The sequence below is a fragment of the Actinomycetospora termitidis genome (genome assembly GCF_030286555.1).
In the GTDB taxonomy this organism is placed as follows: Bacteria; Actinomycetota; Actinomycetes; order Mycobacteriales; family Pseudonocardiaceae; genus Actinomycetospora; species Actinomycetospora termitidis.
In genome coordinates this window covers 298,425-318,868 of sequence record NZ_JASVWF010000007.1, presented here as the reverse complement: position 1 = coordinate 318,868, position 20,444 = coordinate 298,425, and the positions used below count along the sequence as shown (strand labels likewise).

General features: G+C 75.1%; 12 protein-coding genes. 9 read left to right on the top strand and 3 right to left on the bottom strand.

Features of this window, described 5'->3' with window-relative positions; translation table 11 throughout:
• Positions 1-128: 128 nt before the first annotated feature.
• Positions 129-1,076 (top strand): glycosyltransferase family 2 protein, encoded by a 948-nt coding sequence (locus QRT03_RS26680; RefSeq protein ID WP_286056176.1) that lies wholly within the window; start codon positions 129-131, stop codon positions 1,074-1,076.
• Here QRT03_RS26680 and QRT03_RS26675 read toward each other — a convergent pair.
• Both QRT03_RS26675 and QRT03_RS26670 read right to left on the bottom strand, forming a co-directional pair.
• Positions 1,037-2,563 (bottom strand): DUF4397 domain-containing protein, encoded by a 1,527-nt coding sequence (locus QRT03_RS26675; RefSeq protein WP_286056175.1) that lies wholly within the window; start codon positions 2,561-2,563, stop codon positions 1,037-1,039. The two genes, QRT03_RS26680 and QRT03_RS26675, sit on opposite strands and share 40 nt — an antisense overlap.
• A gap of 44 nt (positions 2,564-2,607) precedes the next feature.
• Complete coding sequence (locus QRT03_RS26670; RefSeq protein ID WP_286056174.1) at positions 2,608-5,661, bottom strand: helix-turn-helix transcriptional regulator; 3,054 nt, start codon at positions 5,659-5,661, stop codon at positions 2,608-2,610.
• Positions 5,662-5,913: 252 nt separating this feature from the next.
• On the opposite strand from QRT03_RS26670, the gene QRT03_RS26665 reads away from it, so the two are divergent.
• Positions 5,914-7,401, top strand: a complete 1,488-nt coding sequence (locus QRT03_RS26665) for a sugar transferase (protein ID WP_286056173.1) — start codon at positions 5,914-5,916, stop codon at positions 7,399-7,401.
• A gap of 17 nt (positions 7,402-7,418) precedes the next feature.
• Positions 7,419-8,657: a glycosyl hydrolase family 28-related protein gene (locus QRT03_RS26660; RefSeq protein WP_286056172.1), complete on the top strand. Its 1,239-nt coding sequence runs from the start codon at positions 7,419-7,421 to the stop codon at positions 8,655-8,657.
• Between the two features lie 3 nt (positions 8,658-8,660).
• Here QRT03_RS26660 and QRT03_RS26655 read toward each other — a convergent pair whose 3' ends face one another.
• Positions 8,661-9,806 carry a glycosyltransferase gene (locus QRT03_RS26655; protein ID WP_286056171.1) on the bottom strand — a complete coding sequence of 382 codons (1,146 nt, stop codon included), beginning with the start codon at positions 9,804-9,806 and terminating at the stop codon, positions 8,661-8,663.
• A gap of 79 nt (positions 9,807-9,885) precedes the next feature.
• Here QRT03_RS26655 and QRT03_RS26650 point away from each other — a divergent pair, with 79 nt between their 5' ends.
• The 6 genes from QRT03_RS26650 (at position 9,886) to QRT03_RS26625 (ending at position 20,437) form a co-directional block, all read left to right on the top strand.
• The gene (locus QRT03_RS26650; RefSeq protein WP_286056170.1) at positions 9,886-10,935 is read left to right on the top strand and encodes a glycosyltransferase family protein; all 1,050 of its coding nucleotides are present in this window, start codon (positions 9,886-9,888) and stop codon (positions 10,933-10,935) included.
• A 102-nt stretch (positions 10,936-11,037) separates the two neighbouring features.
• Entirely contained in the window at positions 11,038-12,411 is a 1,374-nt protein-coding gene (locus QRT03_RS26645) for a hypothetical protein (RefSeq protein WP_286056169.1), read from the top strand.
• Positions 12,408-14,753 carry a Wzz/FepE/Etk N-terminal domain-containing protein gene (locus QRT03_RS26640; protein WP_286056168.1) on the top strand — a complete coding sequence of 782 codons (2,346 nt, stop codon included), beginning with the start codon at positions 12,408-12,410 and terminating at the stop codon, positions 14,751-14,753. The genes QRT03_RS26645 and QRT03_RS26640 overlap by 4 nt, the downstream gene beginning before the upstream one ends.
• 511 nt (positions 14,754-15,264) lie before the next feature.
• Positions 15,265-16,254 carry a 2,3-diaminopropionate biosynthesis protein SbnA gene (gene sbnA, locus QRT03_RS26635; RefSeq protein WP_286056167.1) on the top strand — a complete coding sequence of 330 codons (990 nt, stop codon included), beginning with the start codon at positions 15,265-15,267 and terminating at the stop codon, positions 16,252-16,254.
• A complete protein-coding gene (locus QRT03_RS26630) occupies positions 16,251-18,776 on the top strand; it encodes a Pls/PosA family non-ribosomal peptide synthetase (RefSeq protein ID WP_286056166.1) in 2,526 nt (841 codons plus the stop codon). The genes sbnA and QRT03_RS26630 overlap by 4 nt, the downstream gene beginning before the upstream one ends.
• On the top strand, positions 18,773-20,437 hold the full coding sequence (locus QRT03_RS26625; RefSeq protein ID WP_286056165.1) for an alpha/beta fold hydrolase: 1,665 nt from the start codon (positions 18,773-18,775) through the stop codon (positions 20,435-20,437). The genes QRT03_RS26630 and QRT03_RS26625 overlap by 4 nt, the downstream gene beginning before the upstream one ends.
• The last annotated feature ends 7 nt before the right edge of the window (positions 20,438-20,444 follow it).

Here is a 20,444-nt window from a genome sequence, read left to right as displayed (position 1 = left end):
TTCCCAGGCGTGGGCCACACGGGGGAGGTGTCACGTGCGCCATGTGTCCGATTGGTCCGTTGACGGTGACGTCGGATGACGCGGAGGATGGTCCGGTGTCGCCCGAACGCTCCGTCGCTGCTGCACCGATGACTCAGCGTGACCCGGTCGGTGTCCCCACGACTCCCCGGGTCTCGGTCGTGGTGCCGCTGTACCAGAAGGAGCGCTACATCGGCCGGACGGTCGCGAGCGTCCTGGACCAGACCTTCACCGACTTCGAGCTCGTCGTCCTGGACAACGCGTGCACGGACTCCTCGGTCGACGTGGTCCGCGGCTTCGACGACCCGCGGGTGCGCCTGGTGCACAACGACGCCACCATCCCGGCGCCGGAGAACTTCGACCGGGCGGTGCGGCTGGCGCGGGCCCCCCTGGTGAAGGTGCTGATGGCCGACGACCTCGTGGGGCCGACCCTGCTGGCCGAGCAGGTCGCGCTCATGGAGACCGACCCGTCGCTCTCCCTCGTGTCCTGCCGCCACGACCTCGTCGACGACGACGACCGTGTGATCGTGTCCGGCCGCGCGCTGGGGGCGGCGGACCTCATCGGTCGTCGCGACGGCGCGACCGTGCTGCGGCGCATCGTGCGCCACCGCGGCAACCCGATCGGCGCCCCCGGCAACATGCTCTTCCGCCGGGCGGCCTACGAGGCGTGCGGCGGGTTCCCGGCCGACACCTACGTGCTCGACGTCGGGCTGGCCGCCCGGCTCGTGACCCAGGGCGACTTCTACGGGATGCCCGCCAGCCTCGCGTCCTTCCGGCTCGCGTCCGGTTCGATGACCTCCGCGCACCGCCGCGCGAACACGGGGACGCAGCACCGCTTCCTGCGCACCCTGCGCCGCGAGCACGCGGACGTCGTGCGTCGCCGCGACATCGTGGCCGGGATGGCCCGCGAGCCGCTGACCTGGCTGCGCTCGCAGATCATCGCGGCCGCCTCCACCGACCCGTCGTCCCGGCGCCACCGCCTCGCGACGGCGGCCCTCGGACGACGGCCCGGCGGGCGTCAGCGCGGCGTCGCGAACACCACCACGTTGTCGCGGTAGTTCAGCGACCCCTCGTCGAACGGGCCGCCGCAGGTCATCAGCCGCAGGGTCGGCGTCGTCGTCGGCCCGTAGACCCGCTCGGTGGGCACCCCGTCCTTGGCGAACGTCTCCACCGAGTCCACGCCGAAGCGCGCCGTCCCGCCGTCGGAGCGCCCGACCTCGATGAGGTCGCCCGGCTTCAGGTCGTCGAGGGCACCGAACACCGCGGGCCCGCGACGGGTGTCGATGTGCCCGACCATCACCGACGAGCCCGGGTCGCCCGGCACCGCGGACGAGCTGAACCAGCCGACCTTCGAGAAGTCCGTGGGCACCTGCAGCGCGCCGCGGTAGTCCACCCGGAGGTCCACCGGGTCGTCGACGTCCAGGTCGATCGCCGGGATGGACAACGACGTCGGGTGCGGGCCGCCGGGCGGCGGGGCGGTCGCGATCGCCAGCGGCATCTTCACCGCCGGCGCGACCCCCTCGAGCACGGAGTCGTCCCCGCCACCGAACCAGCCGGAGACGGTGTCCCAGATCCCGCCGGCGGCCAGCCCCGTGTGGCTGAGCCCGCCGAGGCCCGCGCCGATCCCGCCCGACGGCGGGCTGGGGGCCTTGGGGGCGGGCGGCGCGGCGGACGTGGTCTCGGCGCTCGAGGGCTGCGGCGGGGCCGGGGAGCCGGGCGCGACCGGCGGCACCGAGGACTCCGCGGTGCGCGGCGCCTCGCTCGGGGTCGGCGCGGGGGCGCCCGGGGCCGGAGCGGGCGCGGCGGCGGCCGACGCGGCATCGGCGACCAGCTGGGTGGCGAGGCCGCCGTCGGCGCCCCGGGTCACCACCAGGGTGGCGACGGACGTGCTCGTCACCGGCACGTCGATCGTGGCGGACTTCCCGCTGCGGCTGGTCACGCGCAGCTCCCACGGCTTCGCCGCCACGGTCGCGTAGGGGGTCGCCGAGCCGTAGAAGAGGGTGCGGGCGAGCGGGATCTCGGGCGAGTCGCCGCTCGGGTCGGCCGCGAGGACGTCGACCGGGCCCACCTCGGCCGCCGCCTGGACGATCCGCAGGCCGCCGGAGCCGTTCGGGGCCGGGGCGGTCTCGTCGTCGAGCACCTGGGCCTGGGTGGCGCCGTTCGGGCCGATGTCGACGAAGGTCGCGGTCTGCGCGGACCCGGCCGGGACGTCGACCCCGACGTCGAACAGCGGCGGGTCGGTCGCGGGCGCGCCTGCCGGGCGGCCCTGGATGCGGTAGGTCCCGGCGGGCTCGGTCAGGTACGGGCTGACGGCCCGGTAGGCGACGTCACCGGCCACCTTGGTCAGCGGCAGGTTCGCGCCCTGCGCGTACATGTCGACCGCCGGGGTGTTCGGCGAGAGGTGCGCCAGCCGCAGCATCCCGGTGCCCGGGTCGGCCGTGGCCTCACGGACCCCGATCACGGTCACCGCACCCACCGCGACCACCACGGCGGCCGCCGCGGCACCCAGCACCCACCACACCCGTCGTCGGGAAGATCCGGCCATGTCGCTCCTCTACCCCGTCCGGGCTACACCTATGTGGGGGTGCGTCAGTCGAACGTCCGACCCCACAACTGCCGTCGCGAGGTCACGCCGAGCTTGGCGAAGACGTTGCCGAGGTGATAGCTGATCGCCTTCGGCGTGACGTAGAGGGCGGCCGCCACCTCACGACTGGTGAGGCCCTGCGCGACGAGCTTGACCACCTCGCGTTCCCGGGGGGTCAGCGCCTGCAGGTCGGCCGACGAGGACGATGCCGCCTCCATCGACGCGGCCGGGAGGGTGTCCGGGCTCCGGCGCATCGGGACCGGGGTGTTCTGCGGGCGCATCGGACCGGTCGTGGCCGGTTCGCCGTGCGCCAGCTCCGCTGCGCGGCCCTCCTCCGGGTCCTCCCCCTCGGCGAGGAATGCGCCGGCCAGGTCGTCGCCGGGCGTCCTGGCGGGAGGCGCCCCCGCTCCGTCCGGCACGACCCCGTACATCCCGGGGACGCCGGCGTCGATCTCGGCGTCCACCTGCGCGACCCAGCGCTGCGCCCCGAGCGCGGCGAACAGCCGTCGGGCCGCGGTCAGGTCCTCGGCCGCGGAGGCCCACCCCTGCCGGCGGGCGAGCGACCCGGCGGACGCGTGCAGGGACCCCACCTCCAGCGGGCACGTGGAGGCGCCCTCCGGGTCCGCGGCGACCAGGTCGAGAGCGCCCCGGTAGGTGGTGCGGGCGCCCTCGACGTCCCCGCGGGCCTCGGCCATCCGGCCGAGCAGCCGGTGCCGGGTCAGCACGAACCACAGCGGCGTCCCGGCGACCGGCCAGCCGTGCACGATCGGGTCGGCGATGCTGACCCACCCGACGTCGAGCGCGGCCTCCGCCTGCAGCGCCCGCCACGGCGCGGTGGGGCTGGCGAGCAGGGCCGGGATCGGCTCGTCGGCCAGCCCGCTGAGCAGCCGGTGGGCGCGCTCCACGTCCCCGGAGGCGTGCGCGACCAGCGCGTCGCCGACGCTCACGGAGAACAGCCCCAACGCGTGCGGGGACCGTCCGAGGTCGGCCCGCGCCCGCTCGAGGTGGGCCCTCGCCTCCGCCCCGGCGCCGCGCACCGCCGCGATCACGGCCCACGTCGCGCGGGCGGACGGACCGATCCACGCGGCGCCGGGCTCGGCCTCCGTCGTCGCGCCGACCCGTGCCTCGGCCTCCGCCTCGTCCCACCGCCCGAGCCGGAACGCGGCCTCGGCCAGGTAGAGATGGACCAGCCGACCCATCGTGGTGGCCGTCCCGCCCCGGATCCGGTCGAGGCCGTCGTGCAGGCGGGCGTAGGCCTCGACGATCCGGCCGTCGGCCAGGAAGAGCCGGCCGGCCACGATCGCGGGATCGGGTCCGTAGGCCCCCGGGAGCCGGTCGAGGAGCACGTCGAGCCCGGCGGCCGGACCCCACTGCTGGCCGCGGCCGCTCGCCTCGACGACGGCGGCCTGCTCCAGGAGTCGCGGGTCGTCGGACAACGCCGGGACCCGGGCGATCGCGTCGACCGCCCGCGCTCCGCGTCCGTGCTGGACGTGGTCGTGCCCGAGGCGGACCGCGGCGAGCGCCAGGACCTCGTCCGCACCCTCGCCGTCCGATGCCGCCTGCAACAGCACGTGGGCGTCGGGGTCGCACGCCTCGGAGGCGAGGACACCCAGGACGAGGTCGCGAGCCGCACCCGCCGGCGCCTGTCGCAGCTCCGGTTCCAGCTCGCGCAGCCGGGCGACCGCCCCGGACCGGACGAGCCGGACCGCGGCGTCCAGCAGGCGGCCCTGCCGGTCGGCTCCCACGGCCGAGAGCTCCGCCGCCCAGAGCAGACGCGTCGCGGCCTCGTCGTGGTCGGCGACCTCGGCCCGGGCCGACTCCTCGAGCGCGTCGGCCATCGCGGGATAGGGATGGCCGGCCGCCCCGGCCACGGCGTGCGCGAGCGCCGTCCGACCACCGACCACGAGCCCGGCGGTGCAGTGCAGCTCCGCGACCCGACCCGGCGGCAGGCGGTGGTACACCGCGTCGCGGACGAGACCGTGCACGAACCGCAGGACCACGGCGGGGCCGTCCGTGGCGCCGACGACGAGACCCGACGCGACGGCGGCGTCCACGGCGTCAGTCGGGGTCGAGCCGGGCGCGGTGCCGGCCACCTGCTCGAGCAGTGCGACCGACGCCGGGGTCCCCAGCACCGCGAGCGCGCCGAGCAGGCGTCGGGACGCCGACGGCAACGCCTCCAGCGCCGTGGCCACCTCGGCGGCGAGGCTGCGCCGCGGCGGCGGGGACACCGTGCCCGCCAGGACCTCGTCCGGCACGGTGCGCAGGAGGAGTTCGAGGTGCACGGGATGGCCGCCGGTCGCGGCCGCCAGGTGCTCCGCGACGTCCGGCCCCGGGACCGGCGCGGCGGGCCGGCGCGTGGCCACGAGCGCTCCGATCGCCCGCGGGTCCAGGCCGCCGATCGTGACCGTGCGGACCTCGGTCGGGCGGCGACCGGGGATCTCCCCGCTGACCGCGTCCGGGGAGAACAGCCGCGGCCACCAGGCGCGGGTGCCCGCAGGGAGGTGCGCGGGATCCGTCGCGGTCGCGAGCACCAGGATGCCGCCGGAGTGCAGCCGACGCAGGAGGTCGGTGAGCACCTCCGCCGAGGCGGGGTCGACGTGCTGGAGGTCGTGCAGGGCGAGCACGACCGGGCGGGGCCGGTCCCCCGCGAGTGGGCGGCGCATCGCCACGACGGCGTCGTGCAGGGCCATCGCGGAGCGGCTCGCCGTCGTGCGGGGGCCGGCGCTGTGCGCGTCCAGGGCCCGGGCGAGCTGGTCCACCGCGGAGAAGGCGACCGGGGTGGCCGACCGGGCGGGGACCGGCTCGGCGGCCACCATCTCCACCACCACCGCGTCGTCGCCCGTCCCGGCGAGCTGGGCGCAGAAGACGTCCGCCAGGGTGGTGGTGCCGATCCCGGACTCACCGGTCAGCAGCACCCGGGCGGACCGACCCCGACGGACCCGGTCCACCTCGTCGTGCAGACGGGCGATCTCGTCGCCGTGACCGACCGGGACCGGCCGGATCGTGCGGTGCTCCGGTTCGACCACCCGCGTCCCCGCCAAGCCCGCCTCCCCGGTCACGCTCCGCTGTCGTTGCCACGATCGGCGCACCGACAAGTCGACCCTAGCCGGAGAATAGAGATCCAGCCATCTCCGCAGGGTAGCTTACATTCACTCTACCGGGCTAGTCCGAGACATTTGTCCTCACGATGGAGTGACGCAGACCGACCACACCCTGGGAACTCTTGCCAGGGTCCGGGGACGATCCGGTCCACCACGATCCTCCCGGCGATGGTCCGGGGTCGGTGCGTTCGTGGAGAGGTGATCCGTCTGATGTCGGTGACGTCGGCATCCGAGCTCGCGACCCGGACGGCGGACCCGTCCCCTTCTCCGTCCGTGGCGTCGGCCCTGCCGCTGCCGCGGCCCACCACCGACCACACGACCCCGGGCGCGCCGCTCGACCCGCGGCCGGCGCGACCCCTGTTCGGGCTGCGCCGTTCGGGATCGATCCAGGCGTGGATGCTGGTCCTGCCCGTCGACGCCCTGGCGGCCGCCGCCCCCGCCCTGTGGACCCCGGACTCCTGGAAGGCCTTCGCCGCCCTCGCGGTGATCACGGTCGCCCTGGTCTGCGGCGGCGGGCGCTACCGGGCACGTCTGCACCTGTCCGTGCTGGACGAGCTCCCCGGGCTGCTCGGCCGTCTCCTCGTCGCGATCGCACTCGTCGCGGCCGTCTTCGCGGTCCGCCACGACGACGTCGGCGTGACGGAGTTCGTCATCGCCTCGCTCGCCTCCGTCGGCCTCGTCGTCCTGGGCCGGATCCTGACGACGGCGCTCGTCCTGACCGCCCGCCGGCGGCGCGTCGTCGCCCACCGCACCGTGCTGCTCGGCGGCGGCGACCTCTCCGACGACGTGGCGACGCTGCTGGACCGCTACCCGCGCTACGGCCTGGCGGTGGCCGGCTACATCGACGTCGCCCCCGGTCCGGCCTCGGCGCGGATCCCGTGGCTGGGCGGCCTGAACGTCCTCGACGACCTGATCGCCGACCACCGCGTCGACGTCCTGATCGTGGGCGACGGCGGGCTGGACGAGAGCGAGCTGCTGGATCGCGTCCGCACGCCCGCCGCGGCGCACTGCGACCTGCTGGTGGTCCCGCGCCTGCACGCCTTCGCGACCCAGAACGGCCACACCGACCACATCGGCTCGCTGCCCGTGATGCGCATCCGGACCCCCGCACTGGACGGGCCGGCCCGGGCGCTCAAGCGGCTGTTCGACATCGTCGCGAGCGCGATCGCGATGGTCCTGCTCTCCCCCGTGCTCGCGGTCTGCGCCGCGGCGGTGCGCTGGGAGGGAGGGCCCGGGATCCTCTTCCGCCAGGAGCGCATCGGCCGCGACGGGCGGCGCTTCGAGTGCCTCAAGTTCCGCTCCATGCGGCCCGCGTCCGAGACCGAGTCCGCGACGCAGTGGACGGTCGCGCGGGACCCGCGCGTCGGGCCGGTCGGGCGGATCCTGCGGGCGACGTCCCTGGACGAGCTGCCCCAGTTGTGGAACATCCTGCGCGGCGAGATGACGATCGTCGGGCCACGCCCGGAGCGACCGCACTTCGTGGAGCGCTTCTCCGCCGAGCACCCGCGCTACGGTCAGCGGCACCGGGTCCCGACCGGGCTCACCGGCCTGGCCCAGGTGTCCGGTCTGCGCGGGGACACGCCGATCTCCGACCGCGCCCGTTTCGACAACTACTACATCGAGAACTGGTCGCTGTGGCTCGACGTGAAGGTCCTGCTCCGCACGGTCGGCGAGGTCGTGCTGGCCCGGGGCCGCTGATCCCGTCCCGACGGCGGGTGCTGCTCGCCGCGGCCGCGCTGGGCACGACCGCGGCCGGGATGGCGGCCTGTGGCGCGGCGCCGGGACCACCGGCCGCGGACGACGACCTCCCACGGCCCTCCGGCGCGCCGCTGCGTCGGGGCACGGTCCACGACGTCCGGGTCGCCGGCGCGCGGGGGGACGGGGTCACCGACGACGCGGCGGCCTTCGCCCGGGCCCTCGCCGCGGCGCGCGCGGGCGACACGGTGTTCGTCCCGGCCGGGACGTACCACCTCGTCCCCGACCGTCCGCTGCTGCTGCCGGCCGGGGTCCTGCTGGCGGGCGAACCGGGCCGCTCCGTCCTGCGGATCACCCCGCGCGGGATCGCCGCGATCGAGGTGGACGGGGCCGACGCCGCCGTAGACGGGCTCGAGCTCGCCCGGGCCGGGGACGTGGAGACCGTGCTGCTGCGGGTCGGCCAGGTCGACCGGCTGACGCTGTCGCGGCTCGTGTTCTCCGGGGCCACCGACACCTACGACGCGTTCTGCCACGGCATCCAGCTCGGCGTCGCCGGGGACACCTCCACCCGGCTGACGCTGCGCGACTCGGTGTTCCACCGGCTGACCTACGGGCTGTACCAGGCGAACGAGTCCCGGGCGGTGACCGTCGGGATCGACGTCTCCGGGTGCACGTTCGCCCGCAACGCGAACACCGACCTCGAGTTCAACAGCCCGTCCGGCTCGTTCCGCGACGTGCGGGTCACCGGATGCACCTTCCGCGACAACGACTCCCCGGGCTTCGCGGTCGGCATCGCCTACTGCGCGCGCGTCGAGGTGCGCGGCAACCGCATGACGAACTACCGGATGGAGGCGCTGCACGTCGAGGACTGGTCGTCCGACGTGACGATCGAGGGCAACACCATGACCGCGTGCGGACTGACCGAGTTCGCGTACGTGCAGCTCATCCAGGGCGTCACGCGCGTCGTCGTGCGCGGCAACGTCTTCGACGCGACCTCGAACACCGAGGAGATCGCCGTCGTGCACGCCCTCGCCGGCGGTCGCGGGCTCTCCGCGGGCGGACGCCCGGTGGTGCCCCCGACCGCGGTCACCGTCACCGGCAACGAGTTCCGCTGCTCCGACGCCGTGCGCGCGGTGAGCTTCGAGGGCGTCACCGGCGGCTCGGTCACCGGGAACCGTGTGAGCGGACTCGCGGCGCAGGACGCCGTCGAGGTCACCGGCTCCACCGGCATCACCGTGGCGTCGAACGCGGTCGGCTGACGCTCAGGCCAGGGCGCGCTGGGCTGCGGCCAGGACGTCGTCCGCGGTGCGCTTGGGCGACGCGGCGTCCTCCGGGATCTCCTCGGTCCACCCGGTCCACGCGGCCCGGGCCGCCTCCAGGCCCGACCGCAGCCCCTCGGCGTCGGGCTCGACGACCCACGCGCCGGCGACGTCGGTCAGGTTCTCCGCGATCCCGGCACGGGCCGAGACCACGACCTGCAGCCCCGCCACCTGTGCCTCGAGCGCGGTGAAGCCGTAGACCTCCTCGGTGGAGGGCAGCACCAGCGTCTGCGCCCGGGCCAGCACCTCGACCACCCCCGGCTCGTCGAGGAAGCCGTGGAAGTGCACCCGGTCCAGCACGCCGAGTGCGCGCGCCTGGTCCTCCAGCGGCCCGCGCTCCACCCCGTCGCCGGCCACGTCCAGGGTCGGCGACCCGGGGAGCCGGGCGAATGCGTCGAGCAGGCTGTGCACGTTCTTGCGCGGGATCAGCTGACCGACGACCGCGAACCGGTGGTGCTCGGCGTCCGGGCCCGTTCCGGCGCCGGCCCGCAGCTCCCGCGGGCGCGTCCCGAACGCCTCCAGGTCGATCGAGTTCACCGACTCGACGATGCGGTCCCGCTCGACGCCGGTGTGGAGGGCGGCGTCCCGCGCGGACGGGCCCGGCACGACGACGGCGCCCGCGCGCGTGAACAGGCGGGTCCGCAGCCACGCGACGGGCCCCCGGTCGAACTGCCGGGAGTCGAGGGTCGACTCCGAGAAGATCACGTACGGGACCCCGGCCCGGTGGGCGCGGAGCATCGTCCACGCGCTGGCGGCCTGCGCCCAGGTGGGGATGACGACGAGGTCGGCGGCGGCCAGCAGCCGGCGGGTGTGGCCGGGGCGCAGCACGGTCTGGTACGAGTCCAGACGCCGGGCGATCCGCGTCGGCAGCGGCACGTGCCGCGACGGGAGCACCCCCGAGGAGTACCCGGGGTGGGGCCGGTACACGAAGTGCCGCTCGGGCTCCTCGGCGAACAGGAAGTGCACGTGGAAGTCGCAGCGGGCCGCGAGCTCACAGAACAGCGGTTCGCGATACGGGGCCTGTGCGTCCGTGAGCCACGCGATCTTCATGCCGACGCCCCGCGCGTCGTGACCTACGGTCGTTCCCACGCGGAGCAGTATCGTTCTTCCGGGGGACACGGACCATGGGAATGTGGGTCATCAGGCTGTGAGAAAACCCGTAGCGGTGATGGAACTCGACCCGCTGGGCCACCGTCTGAGGTACGTCCGGCTCCTGATGGCCGCCGTGGAACCCTCCGACCGGCTACTCCTCGTGCCGAACGCCGTCCGCGACTCCCCCGAGTTCGCGGAGCACCTCGCGGACCTCGACGCCCGTGTCGTGATCCTTCCCGACGGCCGACGCGACGCGGTCGCGGCCGCCGTCGACGTCGCCGGCGAAGCCGGGGCCCACCTCGTGATCCCCGACGGCGACAAGAACGTCGCCCCCCTGCTCGTCGCCCTGGTGCGGGCGGGCCGCCGCCGTCCGCCGGTCTCGCTGCTGCTGATGCGGACCACGCTGCCCGGCGGCCCCGAGCGCGCCACGGCCGGCATGGTCCTCAAGCCCCCGCTGGCCTGGCTGCTCGCCCGGTTGCCCGGGGTGCGGATGCGGTTCCTGACCGACGCGTTCGGGGTCGTGGTCCGCCGGCGCGGCTTCCCCGGGGTGCGTCCCGTGCGGGACCCGGTGACGGTGCCCGACGACGTCGCGGCGTCCCGCGCCCCCGGTGGTCCGTTCCGGCTCGGGGTCTTCGGGGTGATCACCGCCCGCAAGAACGTGCCCCTGCTGCTCGCGGCCCTCGAGGGGACGCCCGGGGTGCATCTCGTCGTCGCCGGCCGTTGCGACCCCGGCGTCGCGGCCACCCTGGCGGACTCCCCGCTCGCCGACCGGTTGGAGGTGGAGGACCGGCTGCTGACCGAGGAGGAGTTCGACGCGGCGGTGGCCGGGGTGGACGCGGTCGCGGTGCTGCACGACAACGACGCGCCGAGCGGCATCGTCGCGGAGGCCGCCGCCCGGGGGGTGCCGGTGCTCGGCCCCGCCCGCGGCTGGGCGTCCAGCATGGTGACCGGCACCGGGATCGGCGAGGTCGCGGACCTGGAGGCACCCGACCCGGTCGCCGAGGTCCGCACGGCCCTGACCCGGTTGATCGCGACGCGGGAGCGGCGGGTGGCGGCCACGCGACGAGCCGCCACCCGATTGGGCGTCACCGACTTCGTGAGCGGCCTGCTCGGCGACGTGACGTAACCGTTCACCGGTGTGGGTTTCCGAGATCTTCACGGACTGGTTAGGCTGTCCGGCGCAACGACACCGCCTGTGAGCACCGAGAGGGAGGTGACCGCGCCCGCCATGACCTCGACTCTCGTCACTCAGCGTGGCACGGCCACCACGCCCCGCCTGCCCGCGGCGCTCCCGGCCGGTCTGCTGCTGGCGTCCCTGCCGCTCCTGCGGCCGGGGACGTTCGGCGAGTACACCGCGCTCCTGGGGTGTGGGCTCGCGCTGGCCGCCGGGGTCATCGCGATGCTGCGCCGCGAGCACGCCCCGGCGCGGCCGGTCCGCGCGGTCTCGGTGTTCCTCGCGCTGCTGGTCGCCGCGTACGTCTGGGTGGTGCTGCACTCGGTGTGGGTCGACGACCTGCTCCGCATCCGCAGCCAGTTCCAGGACTTCGTGCTCACGGTCGGCTCGGTCGTGGCCGCCGTGCTCGTGATCTCCGACCCACGCGCCCGGCTCGCGCTCAGCCGGGGCTTCGTCGTGCTGCTCTGCGCGATCGGCGCCCTCTGGCTGGTGACGGTCGCGTGGTGGGCGGTGGCCGGCATCGGTACCGGCCAGATCGCGATGGTGCCGGTGGGGACGGTCGGCCCTCAGCCGGTCTATCTGCCCTTCACCATCAGCTACTCCACCTCGTCGGTGTTCGGGATGGACGTCCCGCGCCTCACCGGGGTGGGCCGGGAGTCCGGCTGGATGGCGATGTTCTGCGCCGTCGGCTGGTTCCTCTCCGACGCGGTCGGCTACCGGTCGCGGCTCGTCAAGGTCCTGCTGCTCTGCGGCCTGGTCGGGACGCTGTCAACGGCGGGTTTCGGGGTGTTCGTCGTCGTCCTCGCGATCGACGTGTTCCTGCGTCCGCGCGGCGGCATCGGGCTCGGCGGGTTCCTCCGCCAGATCGCCGGGCTCGGCGCCGGGTTGGGCGCGGCCTGGGTCGCGCTGTACGCCCCGGTCTTCGGCCTGCAGGCCAAGCAGACCTCCAACGAGGCGTCCCTGGACGAGCGCTCGGACGCCACCGAGGAGGGCCTGCGGGCGATCACGCAGAAACCCTTCGGCGGCCAGGGCAACGAGAAGCAGGCCGGGATCAACCTGATCTCCGACATCGCCGTCAACGGCCTGCCCTTCGTCCTGCTCGTCACGGCCGCCCTGCTCGTCCCGCTGCTGTTCCTGCGCCGCGACCCGGCGTCGAGCACCCGGGGCCGCGCGGCCCCGGTGGTGTTCGTCGTCTTCGCCACGCTGCTCGCGTCCCAACCGGCCGCGGCCTCCACCTGGGTGTTCGTGCTCGTCGCCCTCGCACTCGCCTGCGACGAGCTCACCGACGCCGAACGCGCCGCTCCCGGCGCCCTGCTCCCCCACCGCGTGCAGCGGTGGCTCGGAGTGCCCCTCGACCGGTCGCCGTCGACCCGGTCGCTCCCCTCCTCGTCACCACCGCCCCCGTCCGAGGGAGAGGCATCGTCGTGAATGCTCGCGAGTACTGGACCGTGCTGCGGGAGGACCGCTGGCTCGTCGGAGCCGTCGTCGTGGTGTGCGTGGCGATCGCCGCCGCCGTCGCGGTCCTCCTGCCGCGCACGTACACCTCGACCGCCGTGTTCTACGTGGCGTCCCCGCAGACGACCACCAGCTCCACGGACTCCTACCAGGGCGCACAGCTCTCGACCGAGCGCGTGAAGTCCTACACCGAGCTGGTGACGGGGCCCCGGGTCGCGGCGGACGCGGCCGCCCTGCTGGGCGGGCGCCCGACGGCGGACGAGATCCAGGGCTCGGTCAGTGCGGACGCCGTGGCCGAGACCGTCGTCCTCAACGTCGGGGTCACGCAGCCGACGCCGGAGGAGGCCCAGCTCGTCGCCCAGGCGGTGACGACCTCGTTCACGCGCCTCGTGAACTCGATCGAGTCGACCGGACAGCCGGTGAACCGCCCGATCGTCTCGACCGAGGTCATCTATCCGCCGACGCTGCCGATCTACCCGGCCGGCCCCGGGACGACGATGCTCGTGGCCGCCGGCCTGCTGGCCGGAATCGTGCTCGGCGTCGGCGCGGCCCTCGCGCGTCGCTCGCTGCGTCGGGCCGTCGACACGCCGGACCTGCTCACCGCCGGCCTCGACGCGCCGGTCCTCGCGTCCGTGCCCGCCCTCCCCCGCCGACCCGACCGTCCCGCCCTGCTGGCCGAGCCGGCCCCGGGGCGTCGGGGTCGACGCGCGTCCCTCGCCCGCGAGCGCGCGGCAGCGGTCCGTCGACTGCGCACCGCGACCTGGGCGACCGCCGGTGCCCGACGGTGCCTGGTCGTGACCGGGGTCCGGTCGGGCCAGGGCACGACGACGGCGGCCGTCGATCTCGCGGTCGCGCTCAGCGCGGCCGGGGAGTCGGTCCTGCTCGTGGACGCCGACCTCCGGCGCCCCTCGGTCGCCGCGCGGCTGGGCCTGGACGCGGCGCCGGGGCTGGCCGCCGCGGTCGTCGGGGCGGCCGAGCCGCCGCGGCTGGTGCAGCACTGGGCGCCCGGCCGACTGGACGTGCTCGCCTCCGGGCCGGAGATCGAACGGCCCGGCGAGGTGTGGGGCACCGAGACCGCCCGTGCCGTCATCGGTGACCTCCGGTCGAGCTACACCTGGGTGCTGCTCGACACCGCGGACGTCCCGGGCCACCCGGAGACCGTCGACCTGGCCGCCCTCGCGGACGGTGCCCTGGTCGTCGCCCGCCGCGGGTCGGCGCGCCCGGAGGACCTGGACGCGACCGCCTCCGCGCTGGGTCTCGTCGGGGTGCCGGTGGTCGGCGCCGTGCTCACCTTCGCCGCGGACGTCCCCGCGACCCCGGTCGAGACGCCGCGCGCCCTCCCGCCGGGTCCGAGCGCGTACGCCTCGACGACGGCGGATGCCGAGACCTCCGGATCGGAGGCGGCGACCGAGCCCGCCACCAGCGAGCCCGCCGCGGAACCCGGGGCGGCGGAGTCCGGGTCGGGCGCCTCGGCCGACCCGGCGACCGAGACCCCGGCGACCGAGACCCCGGCAGACAGCCCGAAGGCCCCGGCCGCCTCGAAGCCGCGCCGGACCCGGGCGACGACCTCCACCACCGGGGCCGGCGCATCGTCGGCGACGACGACCAAGGCCCGCGCCACGAAGGCCGCCGCCAAGAGCACGGCGGCGGCGACCGCGGAGGACGGTGCGAGCACGGCCTCCCCGGAGGGCACCACGTCGCCGGCGAAGTCCCGCTCGACGACCAGGGCGGCCACCGCAACGAAGGGCACGCGGACCCGCTCCACGACGAAGACGATGGACGGCACCGGGTCCGACACACCGGCAGCGGCGTCCACAGCGCCCGCGACGGGCACGACCCGGAAGCGCCCGAGCCGCGCGGCCGCCGCGAAGGCGGCCACGAGCGACGCGCCCGACGCGGACCCGACGCCCACCGCCGAGCCGGTCGAGCCGACCGCCGGGTCCGCCGCTCCGTCTGCCGCCGCGTCGGCTGCCGCCGAGCCCGCCGCGCCGGCTGCCGCCGAGCCCGCCGTCGCCGACTCGACCACGGAGCCGACCACGGAACCGACCACGGAACCGACCACGAACTCGAGCACCGCGTCGACCGGGCCGTCCACGGAAGAGCCCGCCGCACCGGAGGAGAAGGCCGCGCCGGAGGAGAGCGCCGCGCGCTCCGAGACGAACGGGTCGCGGACCTCCTCCGGGACGACGTCGCGCTCCCGGTCGCCCCGGCGTGCGAGCCGGTCCACCCCGGTCCGGCCGGAGTCCACGACGCCGAGCGGCACGAGCCCGTCCCGCCCGACCCGCAACGGACTCTCCCCGACCTCCGGGAGCTGATCCCCTCACCGCCGAGTGCGACGTCCGCCCCGTGACCGCGACCGGGGCGCGACGTCGCGCCCGGCCGACGGCGACCTCCCGTCCGCGCGCCGAGGCCCCTCGTCCGGCACACACGCCGCGGAACCGGGCATTTCTCCGCCCGGCCCGGATTGTGTCGCCCTCTCTCGATGAATTCTCGCTGACCGCCCGACGGCGACACTGCATGCGTCGGGTGAATCGTCGGTCTTCGGACGATTCGATGATGGTGGCGCCGATCACCCAGGGTCACCGCGAGTGAAGAGACGCTTACTAACCCTGGAAACATCCTGGTAACCCAGTCACCCGGAAAGCGCATCCGTTTCCGGTTTCTGCCCCATAGATTCCCTGCTGCTGGCTCACCGCGCGGGCTCCGGACCTGAGGGCGCGCGGTATCGGACGGACACAACCTCACGATCCGTCACAGCGAGAGAGGGTCACACGGGACCCTGCACCGGGCCCCGTCTCCACGCGCCGACATCACACAGGGGGCACGGTGCCGGTCATTCGCGCGCCGCAGGAATTCAACACCGACGACTTGTTCGTCGACCTCCGCGAGCTCCTGGGGCGCCGCCTGTTCCTCAAGTGCGAGGGATTCAACTTCGCCGGCTCGGTGAAGCTCAAGGCCGCCGCGGCCATGATCGACGCCGCGGAGAGCGAGGGACTGCTGGACCGGGACTCGATCCTCGTCGAGTCGTCGTCGGGCAACCTCGGCGTCGCCCTCGCCATGATCGCCGCCAACCGGGGCTACCGCTTCCTCTGCGTCACCGACCTCCGCGTCAACGAGGCCACCCGCAGCCTGATGGAGGCCCTGGGGACCGAGGTGCACACGATCGTCGAGCCCAGCAAGGACAACGGTCTGCTCGGCGCCCGGCTCGACCACATCGCCGCCCTCCAGGCCGCGGACGAGAGGGTCGTCTGGCTGAACCAGTACGCCAACCACGCGAACTGGATGGCGCACTACCGCACCACTGCGCCGTCAATCGCCCGTCGCTTCCCCGAGCTCTCCGTCCTCGTCGTCGGGGCCGGCACGACCGGCACCCTGATGGGCTGCGCCCGCTACTTCCACGAGCACCACCCGGAGGTCCGACTCGTCGCGGTCGACGCGGTCGGGTCCGTGAGCTTCGGTGGGGCCCCGGCGCCCCGCCTCATCCCGGGTCTCGGCATGAGCGTCCCGCCCCCGCAGCTGGACACCGCCTACGTGGACGACATCATCCACGTCGCCGAGGTCGACACGGTGCGCACGTGCCGCACCCTGGCCGCCCACGGGTTCCTCTTCGGGGGGTCCACGGGAACGGTGGTCAAGGGCGCGCTGACCTGGCTGGACGCCCACGCCACCCGCTCGACCACCGCCGTCGCCATCGCCCCCGACCTCGGCGAGCGCTACCTCTCCACGATCTACGCCCGCACCTGGGTGGAGGACAACTACGGGGTGGACGACGACCGGGGCGCCCTGCCCGCGCAGGTCGCCGGGGCACTGCGATGACCGCCGCCACGGACGCCCCCGAGATCGCCCCGCTCACCGACCCCGCGGCCGTCGCGGACGCCTTCGCCGAGGTCCTCGCCGGGGTGCTCAAGCGCGACGACGTCCCCGTCGACGAGCACTTCTTCGAGGTGCTCGGAGCCGACTCGATGGTGATGGCCCGGTTCTGCGCGCGCGTGCGCAAGCGCCCCGGGCTCCCGGCCGTCGCGATGCAGGACGTCTACGCGCACCCGACGCCCGCGGCCCTCGCACTCGCGCTCACGCCGTCCCCGGAGGACGCCGAGGACGCGGCGGCCGAGGTCGCGAGCGTCCCCTCGTCGGTCGCGGACGAGGCACCGGCCCCGGACCCGGGCCGCCCCGGCTCCCCCGCGCTGTGCGGCACGCTGCAGGCGATCGTCTTCCTCGGGTACACCTACGTCGCGGCCGAGGTGATCAGCCGCGGCTACGACTGGCTCGCGACGACGGGCGGCACCGGCGGCGGATACCTGCTCGATCTCTACCTGCGCGCCGTCCTGCTCGGCGCCGGCGGCTTCGCGGTCCTCTGCGTGCTGCCGATCCTCCTGAAGTGGGTGCTGGTCGGGCGCTGGCGCGAGCAGCAGGTCCCGGTGTGGACGCTGCGCTACGTGCGGTTCTGGACGGTGAAGACGCTGATCCGGACGAACCCCCTGGTGTTCTTCGTCGGTTCCCCGCTCTACGTGGCCTACCTGCGGGCGCTCGGGGCGAAGATCGGACGCGGGGCGGTGATCCTCTCCGAGCACGTCCCGGTGTGCACCGACCTGCTGACGGTCGGGGCGGGCACCGTCGTGCGCAAGGACGTCCACCTGTCCTGCTACCACGTCTCCGACCGGGTGATCCGCACCGGCCGCGTGACCCTCGGCGAGGACGTCTACGTCGGGGAGACCACCGTCCTCGACATCGACACGTCCATGGGCGACGGGGCCTCCCTCGGGCACACCTCCTCGCTGCACCCGGGACAGGTGCTGCTCGGTGGCGAGCGCGCCCACGGGTCCCCGGCGCAGCGGACCGAGACCGACTACCGCATGGTCGAGCCGCGCCGCTGCGGCCGCGTGCGGCGCACGGCCTACACCCTCGTGCAGCTGGCGCTGACGGTGTTCGTGGCGTTGCCCGTCGCCGTCGGCGCGCTGACCCTGCTGCTGCGGCTGTTCCCGTGGGCGGCGGCGCTGATCGACCCGCCCGCGGGTGCCATCGGCACCGCGTGGTTCCACCTGGAGACGCTGGCGCTCGCGACCACGATCGTCGTCGGCGGCACGGTCCTCGGCGTCGTCGGGCTCGCGCTCGGCGCCCGCCTGCTCGCCCTGCCCCTGCGGACGGGCCGGACCTACCCGCTCTACGGCGTGCACTACTGGTTGCACCGGACGATCTCGACGATCACGAACGTCGTCGCCTTCACCGCCCTCTTCGGTGACAGCTCCGCGATCGCGCACTACCTGCGCGCGGCGGGGTGGCGGCTGCGGCCGATGGCCCAGACGGGCTCGAACTTCGGGATGGCGGTGCGGCACGAGAGCCCGTTCGCCGCCGAGGTCGGGCGCGGCACGGTCGTCGCGGACGGGTTGTCGGTGATCAGCGCGGACTACTCCAGCACGTCCTTCCGGGTCACGCGGGCGAGGATCGGGGCCTACAACTTCCTGGGCAACAGGATCGCCTACCCCGCGCAGGGTCGCACCGGCGACAACTGCCTGATCGCGACCAAGTGCATGGTCCCGGTGGACGGCCCGGTGCGCGAGGGCGTCGGGCTGCTCGGCTCCCCCAGCTTCGAGATCCCGCGCACGGTCGCCCGCGACACCGAGCTCGCGTGGGGGACCCCGCTGGACCGACGCCGCTCGCTGGCCACGAAGAACCGGCACAACACGGTGTCGATGCTCCTGCACCTCGCGGTCCGCGTCGGGCTGACGGTCGGCATCGGGGTGCTCGTGGCCGCGATGGCGACGGTCGACATCGCCCTGGGCGCCCTGGAGATCACGATCGTCGAGGTCGCGATCCTGCTGTTCGTCGTGGGCTGGAACGCCCTCGTCCAGCTGGCCGTGACCCGGCTGCAGGCCCGCGCCCCGGAGGGTCTCTCGATCTACGACCCGCGGTTCTGGCGCCACGAGCGGTTCTGGAAGGTGCCCGCCCCGGACTTCGTGCAGCTGTTCAACGGCACGCCGTTCAAGAACGTCGCGTGGCGCCTGCTCGGGGCGCGGGTCGGTCCGGGCGTGTTCGACGACGGCGCCAACCTCACCGAGAAGTCGTTCACCACGATCGGCGCCCGCACGACGCTCAACGAGGGCGTGGTCGTGCAGTGCCACTCGCAGGAGGACGGCGCGTTCAAGTCCGACCACGTCGTGTTCGGCGACGACGTCACGCTCGGCGTCAACGCGTTCCTGCACTACGGCACGACGATCGCCGACGGCGGCTCGCTCGCGCCGGACAGCTTCCTGATGAAGGGCGGCGAGATCCCGCCCGGCGAACGCTGGGGCGGCAACCCGGCGCGGCCCATGACCGGCACCCCCGGAGGACACGCGTGACCCGGGACGCCATCGACACCCGGCCCGGGGCCGACGTCTGGCGGGACGTCATCGGCACCGGGGCCCTGCCCCTCCCGTCCTGGGTCGCAGCCCCCGTGGCGCCCGACGTCCGGTGGGAGCAGGTCCCGGTGCCCGGCGACCTCGGCGCCGCGCTCGACGCGACCGCCGCGACCCTGGGCGTCGAGCCGGCCGCCCTCGTGCTCGCCGCGCACGCCCGGGTGGTCGCCGCCATGACCGGCGACCCCGACGTGCTCACCGGCGTCGTCGCCGCACGGTCCCTCGACCACGCCGTCCCGTGCCGGGTCGACACCGCGTGCGGATCGTGGGCCGCGCTGGTGCGCGCGGTCGCGGGCACGCTCGCCGTCCGCGTCCCGGACGTCGACGACCCTCCGACCGTGCCCACCGACCCCGCCGCGCCCTGGTTCCGCACGGTGCTCGACACCTCCGGGTCCGACGACGGCGAGCTGCACGGCGCGGACCTGCGTGTCCACGTCGACCGGGACGCGGTCACCGTCCACGGCCGGACCTCGGTGGCCGACGAGGCCGCTCTGCGCCGGGTCGCGGGCTGCCACCTCGCCACCTTGCAGGCCCTGCTCGATGACCCCGCGGGCGACCCGGGTACGACCCCGCTGCCGGACGAGGCCGCCGCACCCGCCACGGTGGACACCGGACCCAGCCCGTCGCAGCGGCGGGTCGCGGACGCCTGGGCGTCCGTGCTCCGCGTGGACGCGGCGACCCTGCGCCCGGACGACGACTTCTTCGCCCGCGGCGGCAACTCCCTCTCCGCGGTCAAGGTCGCGCTGCGACTGCAGCGGCAGGTGGCCCTGGCCGACCTGCTGCGCCACCCGGTCCTGGCCGACCAGGCCGCCCTGCTCGACGGCGCCGCGCCCGGCACCGGGGCCGCGCTGCTGCAGCCGTTGGGCACGACGGACGCTCGGACGCTGCTCGTCGCCTTCCCCCATGCCGGCGGGCACCCGGTCGGCCTGGAGCCGTTCGCCCGCGCCCTGGCCGACGCGGCCCCCGGTCGCGTGCGCGTGGTCGCGGCCTCGCTGCCCGCCCACGACCCCACCGGCACCGACACCGGGTTCCTGCCGCTGGCGGAGGTCGTGGAGCGGGCGGTGTGGGAGATCGTGGGGCTGGCCCCGCGGGAGGTGGTCCTCTGGGGACACTCCTCGGGGTCGGTGACCGCGCACGCCGTCGCCCACGCCCTGGCCACCCGGAGCGGGGCACCGCCGGTGCGGGCCGTCGTGGTCGGCGCCCACCTGCCCCGCAGCGCGGCGGAGCACCGGTCGGCCGCGGACGAGGCCGGCATCCAGACCGACGACGAGGCCATCGCGCGCCTGTCCGCGATGGGCGCCCCCGGCCTGGACACCCTCGACCCGCAGGCCGCCGCCCGGGTCGGCGCCGCCTACCGCGCCGACGTCGTCGCGGCCCACCGCCGGCTCGCGGAGGCGCTGGACGACCCGGCGTCGCACCGCGTCGCGGCCCCGCTGACCGTGGTCCTCGCGGCCGACGACCCGGCGACCGCGGGCCGCGCCGCGACCGCCTGGTCCGCGCTCGCCGAGCAGGTCGAGACCCGCGAGCTGCCCGACGGCGGCCACTGGTTCCCCCGCACCCGACCCGCCGCCGCGGCCGCCGTCGTCGCGGGCCTGCTCCCGTGACGCCCGC